The organism is Streptomyces sp. NPDC029122, from assembly GCF_055569445.1.
In genome coordinates this window covers 1-13,935 of record NZ_JBVHWK010000022.1, presented here as the reverse complement: position 1 = coordinate 13,935, position 13,935 = coordinate 1, and the positions used below count along the sequence as shown (strand labels likewise).

Annotated in this window: 9 protein-coding genes; 1 reads left to right on the top strand and 8 read right to left on the bottom strand. The window is 72.4% G+C overall.

The window, feature by feature from the left end; all coding sequences use genetic code 11:
* Positions 1-145: 145 nt before the first annotated feature.
* From pulA to ACZ4WZ_RS23695, 3 genes are all read right to left on the bottom strand, one after another.
* Complete coding sequence (gene pulA / locus ACZ4WZ_RS23705) at positions 146-5,542, bottom strand: pullulanase-type alpha-1,6-glucosidase (protein WP_467893200.1); 5,397 nt, start codon at positions 5,540-5,542, stop codon at positions 146-148.
* Positions 5,543-5,580: 38 nt separating this feature from the next.
* Positions 5,581-7,302, bottom strand: coding sequence for a carbohydrate-binding module family 20 domain-containing protein (locus ACZ4WZ_RS23700; protein ID WP_467893198.1), 1,722 nt, complete (start codon positions 7,300-7,302; stop codon positions 5,581-5,583).
* A gap of 352 nt (positions 7,303-7,654) precedes the next feature.
* The gene (locus ACZ4WZ_RS23695; protein WP_467893196.1) at positions 7,655-8,440 is read right to left on the bottom strand and encodes an alpha/beta fold hydrolase; all 786 of its coding nucleotides are present in this window, start codon (positions 8,438-8,440) and stop codon (positions 7,655-7,657) included.
* A gap of 182 nt (positions 8,441-8,622) precedes the next feature.
* On the opposite strand from ACZ4WZ_RS23695, the gene ACZ4WZ_RS23690 reads away from it, so the two are divergent.
* Positions 8,623-8,874 (top strand): hypothetical protein, encoded by a 252-nt coding sequence (locus tag ACZ4WZ_RS23690; protein WP_467893195.1) that lies wholly within the window; start codon positions 8,623-8,625, stop codon positions 8,872-8,874.
* 59 nt (positions 8,875-8,933) lie between these two features.
* Here the strand turns inward: ACZ4WZ_RS23690 and ACZ4WZ_RS23685 are convergent, their stop codons facing one another.
* The 5 genes from ACZ4WZ_RS23685 to ACZ4WZ_RS23665 form a co-directional block, all read right to left on the bottom strand.
* The gene (locus tag ACZ4WZ_RS23685; protein ID WP_467893194.1) at positions 8,934-9,188 is read right to left on the bottom strand and encodes a hypothetical protein; all 255 of its coding nucleotides are present in this window, start codon (positions 9,186-9,188) and stop codon (positions 8,934-8,936) included.
* A 52-nt stretch (positions 9,189-9,240) separates the two neighbouring features.
* Positions 9,241-10,254 carry a LacI family DNA-binding transcriptional regulator gene (locus ACZ4WZ_RS23680; RefSeq protein WP_467893192.1) on the bottom strand — a complete coding sequence of 338 codons (1,014 nt, stop codon included), beginning with the start codon at positions 10,252-10,254 and terminating at the stop codon, positions 9,241-9,243.
* On the bottom strand, positions 10,242-11,831 hold the full coding sequence (locus tag ACZ4WZ_RS23675) for a glycoside hydrolase family 13 protein (RefSeq protein ID WP_467893190.1): 1,590 nt from the start codon (positions 11,829-11,831) through the stop codon (positions 10,242-10,244). Before ACZ4WZ_RS23675 ends, ACZ4WZ_RS23680 begins: the two co-directional genes overlap by 13 nt.
* A 48-nt stretch (positions 11,832-11,879) precedes the next feature.
* Complete coding sequence (locus ACZ4WZ_RS23670) at positions 11,880-12,671, bottom strand: sugar ABC transporter permease (protein WP_467893337.1); 792 nt, start codon at positions 12,669-12,671, stop codon at positions 11,880-11,882.
* Positions 12,672-12,832: 161 nt separating this feature from the next.
* The gene (locus ACZ4WZ_RS23665) at positions 12,833-13,711 is read right to left on the bottom strand and encodes a carbohydrate ABC transporter permease (RefSeq protein WP_467893189.1); all 879 of its coding nucleotides are present in this window, start codon (positions 13,709-13,711) and stop codon (positions 12,833-12,835) included.
* Positions 13,712-13,935: the final 224 nt, after the last annotated feature.

Below are 13,935 nucleotides of genomic sequence, written 5' to 3'. Positions count from 1 at the left end.
CCCCTCAAGACGGGCAAAGGGGGGGGGGGGTGAGGGGTTGTCCTTGTGGGAGCGGCGCTTGGCTGCCTAAACCGCCCGCAGGGGAAGAGAAAGGGGGGGGGGGGAGGACCCCCGACCCCGCCGTCCTGTCGTGCCCGGGTGGCGGTCAGGCCCGCTTGAACACCGCGACCGTGCGCGCCGGGGCGGTGAACTCCCCCGTCGCCGGGTCGTACGCCGACCGCTTCACCGCCGGGTCCGAGCCGCCCGCCTGCACCGGGTGCAGGGCGTAGCCGGTGCCCGCGAGGGCGGGGACGCGCTGGTGCTGGTCGGCGGGGGTGGCGTTGAAGACCACCACCAGGTCGCCGAGGGCCATGGTGAGGACGCCCGGGGTCTCCTGCGGCCCGGAGAGCGGGAAGGACAGCCGCTGCTGCACCGCCTCGGCGGTGGTGAGGGCGAACGCGCTTTCCGTCGTACGGATCCGCAGCAGGTCGCGGTAGGCGGCCGAGGCGCCCCGGATCTCCGCGCAGCCGGGGACCGGGCCGCTCAGCAGCGGCTTCGCGTAGGGCCACTTGGCGCGGTTGTCGGCGGCGGGCGGCAGGCCGAGGCCGAAGCCGTTGCCGTCGCGGCAGTCCCAGTGCAGGGCGTTGAACCAGTCGCCGCTGTCGTAGGAGTTGCGGTCCAGCGACTTCGAGCGGAGCAGGTCGGTGCCCGCCTGGGAGAGGGCCGGGCCCTGGGAGAGCGCGGCCGTGGCCATGGCCAGGACCTGCATGCGCGCCCGGTCGGCGGTGGAGGTGGCCGCGGGCAGCTTGTAGGCGAGGGCGTCGTACAGGGACTCGTTGTCGTGGGCGTCGGCGTAGGCGAGGGCGTCTCCGGGAGCCGCCGCGTAGCCGGCCGGGGCGCCGTTGTAGTCGACCTCGGAGCCCTTGGTGCGGCGGCCCGCGGAGTCGGTGAAGGCGTACCCGGCGAGGTTGCCGGAGAGGCCGACCTTCAGCAGGTCCTGGGCGTGCAGCAGGCGGGTGCGCTGCTCGGCGGGGCTGCCGTTGGCCGGGGAGCCGTTGGGGTCGGTGAACAGGCCGGAGGCGAAGCCCTGGACGCGGGGGTCCTCGTCGAAGGGGCCGCCTCCGCGCACGGCGTCGCGGGCGCGGTCGGAGAAGGTCGCGATGCCGGTGCCGGCCATGTTCTTCTGCGTGGCCTGGACGAAGCGGGCGTCGTCGGCGACCTCGCCGAAGTTCCAGCCCTCCCCGTAGAGGACGATCTTCTTGCCGTCGACCCCGTCCTTGGCGGGCGTCAGCTCGTCGAGGGCCTTGCGGACGGCGAGGATGTTGGCCTTCGGGTGGTGGCCCATCAGGTCGAAGCGGAAGCCGTCGACCTTGTACTGCTTGGCCCAGGTGACGACGGAGTCCACGACGAGGCGGCCCATCATGGCGTTCTCCGGCGCGGTGTTGGCGCAGCAGGTGGAGCTGGCGACGGTTCCGTCGGGCAGGAGGCGCTGGTAGTAGCCGGGGACGATGCGGTCGAGCACCGACTTGTCCGACTGGCCGGAGGCCACGGTGTGGTTGTAGACCACGTCCATCACGGTGCGCAGGCCGGCGCCGTTCAGGGACTGGACCATCCTGCGGAACTCGACGGTGCGCGCGGTGCCGTTCGGGTCGCTGGCGTACGAGCCCTCGGGGACGGTGTAGTGCAGCGGGTCGTAGCCCCAGTTGTAGGCGTCCTTCGCGGCGGCGGCGGCCACGCAGGCCTGCTGTTCCTCGGAGTCCGGTGCGTACGCCTCGAGGTCGCAGGCGGGCTGGGTGCGGTCCTTGGGGTCCTCGGGGATGGTGCCGATGTCGAAGGCGGGCAGGAGGTGGACGTACGAGGTGCCGGCGGCGGCCAGCTCGCGCAGGTGCCGCATGCCGGCCGAGCCGGTGTCGGTGAAGGCCAGGTACTGGCCGGGGTGCCCGCTGGTGGCGTCCGCGACGGAGAAGTCACGGATGTGCAGCTCCTGGATCTGGGCGCCGGTGAAGGGGACGGGAGCGGGCTTGCGCAGGTCCTTCCAGCCGGGCGGGGCGAGCCGGGGGTCGGCCAGGTCGACGGCCAGGCTGTGGGTGGAGTCGGTGGTCAGGGCGGTGGAGTAGGGGTCGGTGACCAGGTTGCGGACGACCTGGCGGGTACTGGGGGCCCAGACGGTGACGGCGTAGCGGTAGGGCTTGCCGGTCCAGGAGCGTTCGCCGCGCACCGACCAGATGCCGGTGGTGTCGTCGCGGCGCATGGGGACGGTGCGGCCGTCGATCTCCAGGGAGACCTGCTGGGCGGTGGGGGCCCAGACGGAGAGGGTGGGGCGGCCGTCCTTGAAGACGGGGCCGAGGGCCTTGTCGCCGGCGTTCGCCGCGTAGAGGTCGTCGAGGGCTCCGGCGAGCTGGACGCCGGTGGCGGCGAGCACCGCCCCGTTCGCGGTGCGGGCGCTCGCGACGAGCTGGCCGCGCAGGGCTTCGCGTACCCGGTCGCGGTCGCGGGGGTCGACGGTGAGGGCGGTGTACGCCGCCAGGTGCGGGAACTTCTGCTTCTGGGCGGGGGTGAGCTGGGAGCGGGCCAGCCGCAGCCACTGGGCGCCGTTCTCGCCGAGGACGCCGTTCTGGGCGGTGATCCGGCCGTCGCGGGAGGCGAGGAGCTGGAGGGAGGCGGCCGCCTGCGGGGCGTTCCAGGCGAGGGTGTCGCGGTCGATCCAGACGGCCTCCGCCTTGGTGAGGTCCAGGGCGGCGGCGGAGCCGGCGGGCTGCGGGAGGAGGTACTTCTCGCGGCCGCCCAGCATCCACACCTCGTGGCCGGTGGCCTTCAGGTCGAGGGACTGGTCGGCGGGGAGGTCCTTCTGGTCGCCGTTGTGGAGGATGTAGCTGAGGCTGGTGGCGCCGGGGGCGAGGGGGACCTCGTAGACGGCGCCGTAGGAGTCGGTGCGCGCCGGGAGCAGCGGCCTGGACCAGTCGGTGGGGGTGGCGGCGCCGGTCCACACGTGCAGGCCCCAGCCGTCGTAGGCGCCGTCGGGGCGCTGGTAGTGCAGGACGGCCTTGTTCCGGTCCTGGGGCGGCTGGGCGGGGCGGTCGGTGCGGACGGCCTCCTTGCCCTGCTCCAGCCAGATCTCGCCGGTCTTGGTGACGTCGAGGGTGCGGTCGGCGGCGACGTCCTTGTTGCCGTCCTTGTCGATGACGAGGTAGCCGATGGAGGAGGCGCCGGGCTTGAGGCGGACGTACGCGAAGGCGCCGTAGGCGTCACGGCCGGTGAAGGGGTGTCCCTCGGGCCAGGGGGTGGCTTCGCCCTCGGCGATGTCGCCCCAGGCGTAGAGCCGCCAGCCGGTGTAGTCGCCGTCGGGGCGGTTGTAGTGGACGACGGCGTAGTCGCGCTGGGTGGCGGTGGGGACGGTGGGCGGCGGGGTCTGCCCGGTGGCGGACGCGGCGAGGGCGGCGGCGGTGCGGCCGGCGGAGTCGACGGCGACGGCCTTGTAGCGCAGGGGGGTGCCGGCCGGGGTGGCCGGGTCGATGGTCTGGGTGACCTTGTACGGGGCGTGGTCGGCGGAGCCGAGGACCTCCCAGCGGCCGGTGCCGGTCTGGGCGGCGAACACGACCCGGGTGAGGGCGCCGGGGCCGCCGCCGGTGACGTCGGCGGACAGCTCGACGGTGCCGGTGGCGCCGGGGGCGGGGGCCTTGAGGGTCAGGGCGGGCCGGGCGGCAGGGGCGGGCAGGGGGGCGGTGGCCTGGAGGACGACGGCGCCGAGGGCGGGCAGGTTCACGGTGAGCTTGCCCGCGGGCGAGGCGGTGACCGGGGCGGGGCCCGCGTACGGGGTGCCGCCGGGGCCGGTGGCTCCGTAGAGGGGGCGGTAGCGGGCGCCGGGCGGGGCGTCGATGTCGACGGTGCGGGCGGTGCCGCTGTTGTTGGTGGCGACCAGGTACTCGGTACGGGTCTTGGGGTCGGTGCGGGCGAAGGCGTAGGCGGAGCCGTCGGCGAGGCGCTCGCTCTGGATGCCGTCGCGGAGGGCCGGGTGGGCCTTGGTCAGCTTCGAGAGAGCACTGATCTGCGTGTAGAGCGGGTGCTCCGGATCGTAGGCGTCGCTCCCGTGCGTGCGTGCCGTTCCGAGCTGGTCGTCGTCCAGGTAGTCGGCGACGCGGGTGGCGAACAGGGGTGCGCGGGCGTCCTTGTCACCGCCGGAGCCGGTGAAGCCCTGCTCGTCGCCGGAGTAGATCACCGGGTTGCCGCGGGAGAGGAACATCAGCTCGTTGGCGAGCCGGTAGCGGTCGAGCAGCTCCCGCTCCCCCGCCGCGGGCCGGTCCTGCTTCAGGAAGTGGGCGAAGCGGCCCATGTCGTGGTTGCCGAGGAAGGTCACCTGCTCGTAGGCGTTGGCCTTGTCGGTGGTGTACCGGTAGTCCTCGGCGAGTACGGAGCCCAGCCGGCCGGCGGGCGCGCCCTGGGAGGCGTACGCGCGGATGGCGTCCTGGAGCGGGAAGTCGAGGGTGGCGTCGAGGCGGCCGCGGGTGACGTACGGGGAGGTGACGGCGGTGTCGGCGGAGTACACCTCGCCGAACATGAAGAAGTCCTCACGGCCGCGCTTGGCGGCGTACGTGTCGAGGGCGGTGGCCCACTGGGTCCAGAAGGCGGTGTTGACGTGCTTGACCGTGTCGATGCGGAAGCCGTCGATCTCGTAGTCCCTGACCCACTTCTCGTAGATCTTCTCCATCCCGCTGACGACCTCGGGGCGCTCGGTCCACAGGTCGTCGAGGCCGGAGAAGTCGCCGTGCCCGGAGGATTCCCCGGCGAAGGTGGAGTCGCCCCGGTTGTGGTACATCGCCGGATCGTTGAGCCAGGCGGGGACCTTGAGGTCCTTCTTCGCGTCGGGCACGAAGGGGGTGCGGGGGAAGGAGCCCGGACCGGTGGCGGGGAACTTCTTCTTCCCGTCGGCGTAGTCCGCGTCGTCGAAGGGGACCCCGTCCTTGGTCAGGTAGGGGAAGGCCCCCTTCGACAGGTACTCGTGCGAGCCCTCGCGGTAGTCGACGACGTCGGCGGTGTGGTTGGTGATGACGTCGAAGAAGACCTTCATCCCCTTCCCGTGCGCCTTGTCGATGAGCCGTTCCAGGTCGGCGTTGGTGCCGAAGTGCGGGTCGACCTGGGTGAAGTCGGTGATCCAGTAGCCGTGGTAGCCGGCGGAGGCTTCGGCGCCCGCGCCCTGCACGGGCTGGTTCTTGAAGATCGGCGCCAGCCAGATGGCGGTGGTGCCGAGCCCCTTGATGTAGTCGAGCCGGTCGGTGAGCCCCTTGAGGTCCCCGCCCTGGTAGAAGCCCTTGTCCGTCGGGTCCAGGCCGGTCTCCAGCCGGCCTCCGGTCAGCCCGCCCCGGTCGTTGCGCGGGTCGCCGTTCGCGAACCGGTCCGGGAGCACGAAGTAGAACTGCTCCCGGGTCAGGTCGTGGCGGGCGGACTCCGCGGCGAGTCTGGCGTCCGAGGGTGGTGCCGGGGCCTGCGCGGCGGCGGCCGCGGGGAGGGCGGGCAGGAGCGTCACGGCCAGGGCGGCGGCGAGGGCTCCTGCGGCGGGGCGTATCAAGGGGTCTCCTTGGGGTCGGGCTGAGGTGCCGGGAGGGGTCAGTTGCGCCAGGTGTCGGTCAGCGTGACCTTGCCGTTGGCGGGGACGGTGGCGTTGCGGTTGGCCCCGCTCTCCCAGGTGACGTTCCCGGAGGCGTCCTTGCGGACGTACTTGTAGGCGAAGGAGGTCCCGGCCGGGAGGGCCACGTCGAGCTTCCACACGGGGTAGGCGGCCGGGTCGAGCTTGAGGGCGGCGGCGGTGTTCCAGCCGCCGAGTTCGGGGCGGTCGCCGGTGATGTGGATGTTCTGGCCGGGGACGGTGGTGGCGTTGACGGCGAACGAGGCGCCGGTTTCGGCGGCCGGCGGGGTCCCGGTGCACGTCTTGGCGTTGACGTGCAGGGCGAGGGCGGTGCCGGCTCCGAGGGTGGCGGTGAACCGGCCGGCGGAGTCCACGGCCACGGCGCGGCCGCTCTGCACGTCGCAGTAGGTGCCGGCGGGCAGGGAGCTCTGGAAGGTGCGGGTCAGCTCGCCCGTCTCGTGGTTGATGGCGACGTACGCCTTGGAACCGCGTCCGAAGGCGATCTGGTCGCCGCCGTTGTCCCACCAGTCGGTGACGCCCTGTCCGCGGGCGGTGTTGCGGAAGCCGACCATGGAGGAGATCTCCGGCCAGGCGTGCTGGCACTTCCACCCGTCGGAGTAGCAGGCCTTCACGGTGCCGCCGTTGGGCGGGCCGGCGTCCTTGTCGGTCCACTCGTAGCCGGAGTGCACGTCCGGGGAGCCGTAGGGCCAGGCCAGCATGAAGACGTTGGCGAGGGTGTACGGGGAGCCGTTCTTGTAGGTGAGGGTCTCGCCGTTGCGTTCGGTGTCGTGGTTGTCGACGAACACCCCGGACTTGCCGGATGCCATGTACCCCCAGCCCTCCCCGAAGTTCTTCAGGTGGGCGAGGCTCTCGTTCTGGAAGACGCGCTTGAGGTCCCGGGCGTACCGGAACTCCTGCACGTCACCGTTGCCGAGGTACTCGGACGGCGATACGGCCTCCCCGGCGCCGAATATCGCCTCCTGCTTCCAGTAGACGGAGGGGTTGCCCAGCCGGGACTTGATGTCGGCGAGGTCGGCGGCGGGCATGTGCTTGGCGGCGTCGATCCGGAAGCCGTCGACGCCGAGGGAGAGCAGGTCGTTCAGGTACGCGGCGATCCGCCCGCGCACGTACGCCTCGCCGGTGTCGAGGTCGGCGAGCTTGACCAGCTCGCAGCTCTGGACGTTGCCCTTGTCCTGGTAGTTCGAGATCTCCGCCCGGCAGTCGTCCATGTCGGCGCCGGAGTAGAGGCCGGGGTAGGCGTACTTGCCGTACGTCGACCCGCCGGTGCCCGTGAGGGTGGCGCCGGGGTCGGCCGGGCCGGCCATGTGGTTGATGACGGCGTCGGCGACGACCTTCACGCCGGCGGCGTGGCAGGTGTCGACCATGCTCTTGAAGGCGGCGCGGTCACCGAGCCGCCCGGCGATCTTGTAGCTGACGGGCTGGTACGAGGTCCACCACTGCGAGCCCTGGACGTGCTCCTGCGGCGGCGAGACCTGGACGTACCCGTACCCGGCGGGCCCGAGGGAGGACGTACAGGCGGTGGCGACGTCGGCGAACCGCCACTCGAACAGCACGGCGGTCACGTCCTTCTCCCCCGGCGGGGCCGCGGAAGCCTGCGGCGCCTGCGCGGTGAGGGTGGCGGCGGCGAGCGCGGCCGCGGCCAGGGCGGCTCTCGCGGCGCGCGGGGAAACGGATCGAGCCATGTGGGGGTCCTCCTGGCGGGAAGGTGGGGATTGCACGCGACCGTAGGGGGCGCCCAGGAGTGTTGCAAGAGTTTGCGCAAGAGATTGCAGAATTGTTTCCGGCCGTCACCCGGCGGGAGGTGGTTCCGGATGCGCGCCCGGCGGTCTCAGGAGGGTTCGGGGCGGTCCCTCGGCGCTGTCACGAGGGACCGGGCCCGGCCATGGCCCGGATGCGGGCCCCGCCGGCGGGATTCCGGCTCGGCGGGGCCCGTGCCCGCGTCTCGGCACCCGGCGGCCTGCGGCCGTACCGGGCCGGCGCCCGCACCGGAGGCGGCCGGAAGCGGCTGCGGTCAGCCGGCGCGGGGCTCTCGGCCTAGCGGGCGAGGAAGGGGAGGAGCGCCGCGGTGAGTTCGGCGGGGGCGTCCAGCGCGATGAGGTGGGCGGCGGTGGGGAATTCGACCAGCGTCGCGCCCGGGATCCCGGAGGCGTAGCGCCGGCCGATGTCCTGGAAGTCGGCGACGTCGAGCTTGCCGGTCCCCACGAGGGCGGGGACGGAGATGCCCGCGATGTCCCCGGCTCCGGGCCCTTGGGCGTGCTCGTCGCGGACCGCCATGTTCACGAGCGACGTGCGCATGGGCTCACGCACCCGGTCGGCCAGGCCGGGGGCGACGTCCTCCCAGCCGCGGGCCGGTCCGCGCAGCCACATGTCCAGGTTGATCGCGGTGGCGGCGTCCACGTCGCCCGCGGCCAGCGCGGCCGTCTCCGCCCCGTCGTACGCGTGCATCTCCGCGGACCAGTCGTAGCCCGGCCACGGTGCGGCGAACAGCGCCAGGGAGTGCACCCGGCCCGGGTGGGCCAGGGTGAAATCCACGGCCACGCGGCCGCCCCAGGACGCGCCGACGAGCCGTACGCGCGCGTGGCCGAGGTGGTCCAGGAGGCGGCGCAGATCGTCGGTGTCGCTGTACGGGCCGGCCGGCGGGGCGGATTCGCCGAAGCCGCGCAGGTCGTAACGGATGACGGTGTACCGCTCCGCCAGACCGGGCACGACGGCGTCCCACATGCGGTGGTCGGCGACGCCGGCGTGCACGAGGACGAGCGGCGGCCCGCCACCGGTGACGACGTAGGAGAGGTGGCCGAGGTCATCGGCAAGTGTGATCATCCGCAGATGCTTGCACGGGCCACGCGGCAAGGGAACAGCCGGTCGGACGGGTTCATGGGCGCGGAAACGATTCAGCTACCGGCATTGGAGTGAACGTCCGTTCCCAACAGCGCCCTTGGACGGTTGGACCGGCCGACGCGCAGATCAACCAGCGCGTCCGTCCAGTGATCCTTAGGGGAGTCATGCGTATTCGTTCTGCTGTCACCGCGTCCGTCCTGGCTGCCGGCATCCTGCTCGGCGGGGCCGGTGCCGCCCTGGCCGACGGGGTCGAAATCGACTACTTCGACGGTGGCCGCAAGGCCTACTCGTCGAACTGCTCGACGTTCGCCGCGATCCCCCACAACCTCCCGGCGTTCGCCGGCCCGGTCTACAACTCGACCTGCCTCAAGGAAGGCGCGAAGGAGTGGGCGGAGGGCTCCCACCTGGGAGCCTGACCCGAAGCACTTGACCCCGTGGGGGCGGCCCGACAGCAACGTCGGCCGCCCCTGCGGCATTACCGCAGCGTGAGCTGCCTGCCGCGCTCCCGGGGCGTCCACCCGTGCTCGTGGAGCGCCCGGCGGATGGTCGCCGCGACGAGCCCGGGGCCGATCACGACTCCGTGCTCGACCCACCTCACCAGGCGCTGCCCGTTCACTTCACCGTGCACGATGACGAGGGCCAGCCCCGGCTCGTCATCGGGCGCGACCACCCAGCGATAGCGGTCCCCGCCCACGACGATCGTCCGGGTTCCCTTCTTCGCGATGCTCATGCGGCGCAGACTCTCACAGCGAGCCGGACGCCCGGCCGGCCGGCGCCGCCCCCTACCCCCGTGCCGTGCCCGTCGAGCCGCGGACCACCAGCTCCGGCTGGAAGACGTACTCCGTGCGCTGGACCGGGGTGCCGGCCACCGCCTCCAGGAGGGCGCCCACCGCGGCCGTGGCCATGGCGCGGACCGGCTGGCGGATCGTCGTCAGCGGGGGGTCCGTGAAGGCGATCAGCGGGGAGTCGTCGAAGCCGACCACCGAGACGTCCTCCGGCACGCGCAGCCCCCTCTCCCGCGCGGCGCGGATCACGCCGAGCGCCATCATGTCGCTGGCGCAGACCACCCCCGTGCAACCCCGGTCGAGCAGGGCGCCGCCCGCCGCGTGGCCGCCCTCGACGGTGAACAGCGTGCGCTGGACGAGCCCTTCCTCCGCCGCCTCGGGCCGCGCCGCCAGGAAGCCCTGCTCCTTGCGCGCCGAGGGGACGTAGCGGGTCGGCCCGATGGCCAGGCCGATGCGCCGGTGCCCCAGTTCCTCGAGGTGGCGCACGGCCATGTCGGCGGCCGCCCGGTCGTCCGGGGAGACGAAGGGGGCGCTGATGGCCTCGTTGAAGCCGTTGATGAGGACGAACGGCAGCCCCCGGGCCGCGAGCCGCTGGTAGCGGGACGGGTCCTGGGAGGCGTCGGCGTGCAGGCCGGAGAGGAAGACGATCCCGGTGACGCCGCGTTCCTCCAGCTGCTCGACCAGCTCGTCCTCGGTGGCCCCGCCCGGGGTCTGGGTGCACAGCACCGGGGTGTAGCCGTGCCCGGCCAGGGCCTGCTCGATGACCTGGGCGAACGCCGGGAAGATCGGGTTCGTCAGCTCGGGGATCAGCAGCCCCACCAGCCCGTTGCTGCGGCGTTTCAGCCTGACCGGGCGTTCGTAGCCGAGCAGGTCCATGGCGGCCACCACCCGGTGCCGGGTGCCGGCCGCCACGCCCGCCTTGCCGTTGAGCACGCGGCTGACGGTCGCCTCGCTGACCCGGGCCTGGGCGGCGATGTCCGTCAGCCGGAGGGGCGAGGTCACCCCTGCCACCACACCGCCGTGTCGCCGGGCAGGACGTCGGGGTCGGCCAGCGCGCCGCTCGCCAGGAGCACGGAACCCGGCGCGGGTATGCGTACGGCTTCGCCCGTCGTGTTGACGGTGCACACGAAGGCGCCCCGGCGGAACATGAGGACCCCCTGCGGGGCGTCCAGCCACTCCACCGCGTCCCCCGCGCCGAGGTCCGTGTGCTCGCGCCGGATCCGCAGGGCGGTGCGGTACAGCTCGAGCGTCGACTCCGGGTCGCCGGTCTGCGCGGCGACGCTCAGCCCGGCCCACTCGCGCGGCTGCGGAAGCCAGCTGCCACCGCCGCCGAAGCCGTACGGGGCCTCGTCGCCCGACCAGGGGAGCGGTACGCGGCAACCGTCGCGCAGCCCGTCCTGGCCGTTCTCCTTGAAGAACGAGGGGTCCTGGCGCACCTCGTCCGGGAGGTCGGTCACCTCGGGCAGGCCGAGCTCCTCGCCCTGGTAGACGTACGCGGACCCGGGCAGGGCCAGCATCAGCAGCGCGGCCGCCCTCGCCCGGTCCAGGCTGCCGAACCGGGTGCGGTGGCGGACCACGTCGTGGTTGGACAGCACCCACGTCGTGGGGGCTCCGACGGGCCGCATCGCGTCGAGGGAGTCGTCGATCGCGGCGCGCAGCGCGGCCGCGTCCCAGCCGGTGCTGAGGTAGTGGAAGTTGAAGGCCTGGTGGAGCTCGTCGGGGCGCAGGTAGAGCGCGGTCCGGTCGGCGCTCGGCGTCCAGGCTTCGGCGACGCCGATGCGGTCGCCGGCGTACTCGTCGAGCACCGTCCGCCAGGACCGGTAGATCTCGTGGACGCCGTCCTGGTCGAAGAAGGGCAGCACCTGGTTGCCGAGCAGCTTCAGCTGTTCGTCGCGCCCGAGGTCCGGCAGTCCGGGGGCCTTGACCAGCCCGTGGGCCACGTCGATCCGGAACCCGTCGACGCCGAGGTCGAGCCAGAAGCGGAGCACGGAGCGGAACTCGTCCTGGACGGCCGGGTGTTCCCAGTTGAAGTCGGGCTGTTCGGGGGCGAAGAGGTGCAGGTACCACTCGCCGTCCGCCACGCGCGTCCACGCCGGGCCGCCGAAGATGGACTCCCAGTCGTTGGGCGGGAGTTCGCCGTTCGCGCCCTTGCCGGGCCGGAAGTGGAAGCGTTCGCGCAGGGTGCTGCCGGGGCCTTCCCGCAGTGCCTGCTTGAACCATTCGTGCTGGTCGGAGCAGTGGTTGGGGACGAGGTCGACGATGATCCGCATGCCGAGCGCGTGCGCTTCGCGGATGACGGCGTCGGCGTCGTGCAGGGTGCCGAACATGGGGTCGATGGCCCGGTAGTCGGCGACGTCGTAGCCGGCGTCGGCCTGCGGGGAGGCGTAGAAGGGGCTGAGCCACACGGCGTCGACTCCCAGGTCGCGCAGGTAGGGCAGGCGGCTCCGGATGCCTTCGAGGTCCCCCATGCCGTCGCCGTTGGAGTCGGCGAAGCTGCGCGGATAGACCTGGTAGATCACCGCGTCTCTCCACCAGCCGGGCTGGGTCCCGGTCGGGGTGGGGAGCGCGTCGGCGAGGTGCTGGGTCATGGTGTCCTTGGAGAGATCGGGCCGGTGGAGCGGGGCGGGCGCGGGTGGTCAGCCCTTGGTGGCGCCCGCCGTCATGCCGGCGACGAGGTGACGCTGGGCGAAGAGGAAGAAGACCGCCGCAGGGATCGCGATGAGGACGGATGCCGCGCTCATGGCGCCCCAGTTGGAGGTGTACTGCGTGACGAAGGTCTGCAGCCCGCCCGCGAGGGTCAGGTTTTCCTCACCGACCATGAAGGCGGAGGCGTACGCGACCTCGCCCCAGGCGGTGATGAAGGCGTAGAAGCCGGTCACGGCGAGGCCGGGCCTGGCGAGCGGCAGGATCAGGCGCCAGAAGGTGCCGAAGGGGTTGAGTCCGTCGACGCGGCCGGATTCGTCGATCTCGACCGGGATGGTGTCGAAGAAGCCCTTCATCATCCAGGCGCAGAACGGCACGGCGATGGTGAGGTACGTGATGATCAGGCCGAGCGGCTGGTTCAGCAGCCCGAGCTCTCCCATCAGGTTGTAGAGCGGGACGATCAGGATGGCCATCGGGAACATCTGCGTGATGAGCAGGGTCCACATCAGCGGCTTCATGCCCGGGAACTTGAAGCGGCTGACCGCGTAGCCGGTGGTGGCGGCGATGAACACGCCGAGCACGGTGGTGATGCCGGCGACCAGGACGGAGTTCGCGAACCAGCTGAGGAAGTGGCTGGACTCCAGCAGGTACGCGTAGTTCGAGAGCGTGGGCTCCTTCACGAAGTCCGTGGTGATCGCGTGCTCGGCCGGCTTGAGCGAGGTCAGCAGGATCCACAGCACGGGGAAGACGGCGATCACGGACGCGACGACGAGCGTGGCGTGCAGGCCGAAGGAGGCGAGCGGGGAGCGGCTGCCGCGCGGGCGGGCGGTGGCGCGCTGCCGGCCCGAGCCGTTCTGTGCGGCGCCCTTGTGCCCGGCGCCCTCCAGCCCGGTCGCCTGCTCGGCGTCCGCCCGCCGGGCGGCTGTCTGCTTGGCGGAGGTCACGGTCACCACACCTCTCCCTGCTTGCGCAGCGAGCGCCGGTAGACCAGCGCGAAGATCATGAGCAGGGCGAGGATGAGCACGCCCCACGTCGCCGAGCCGGCGAAGTCGCGCGGGCTCGCGATGAAGGCCTCGCGGAACGCCTGGGTCACCAGGATCTCGGTGGAGTCGCCGGGGCCGCCCCGGGTCAGCAGGAAGATCACCGGGAACATGTTGAAGGTCCAGATGGTGGAGAGCAGGATCACCGTCATGCTCACGGCGCGCAGTCCGGGCAGGGTGATGTGCCGGAACCGCTGCCAGGGTCCGGCGCCGTCCATCTCGGCGGCCTCGTACAGCTCGCCGGGGATCGACTGCAGGCCGCCGAGCAGGGCGACCATCATGAAGGGGATGCCCAGCCAGACGTTGACGGCGACGACGGAGAGCTTGGCCCAGGTGGGGTCGTCGAGCCACGGGACGGCCGCGATGCCGCCCCCGTCGAGGATCTTGTTGAGGATGCCGTTGTCGCGGTTGAAGAGGAACCGCCAGGCGAAGACCGAGACGAAGCCGGGCACGGCCCACGGCAGGATGAGCGCCATCCGGTAGGCGGCGCGGCCCCGGAACCGCCGGTTGAGCATGGTGGCCAGACCGAGGCCGAGGGCGAAGGTGAGGGACACGCAGGCGACGGTCCACACCACCGTCCACACCAGCCGCTGCCAGAAGAGGGGGTCGCCGAGGACCGCCGTGTAGTTGTCGAGCCCGACGAACTCGTACGTGGCCTCGATGTGGCGCACGCCGATGGTGCGGGCGACGTTGCGCTCGTTGGCGTCGGTCAGCGACAGGTAGACGCCGCGTACGAGCGGCCAGCCGACGATCACGCCGAGGACGAGCACGACCGGGGCGACCATGGCCCAGGCGTACCAGTGCGTGGCGAGGGCGCGGGCGAATCCGCCGCGCGGGCTTCCGGGGGCAGTCGTGCGGCTGGGGGGGGGGGGGGGGGGGGGGGGGGGGGGGGGGGGGGGGGGGGGGGGTGTCGGGGGGGGGGGGGGGGGGGGGGGGGGGAGGAGGGAGGGGGGGGGGCTGGGGGAGGCAGGGAGTACACCCTCCCAGCGCGAGACAGAAGCCTATCGCT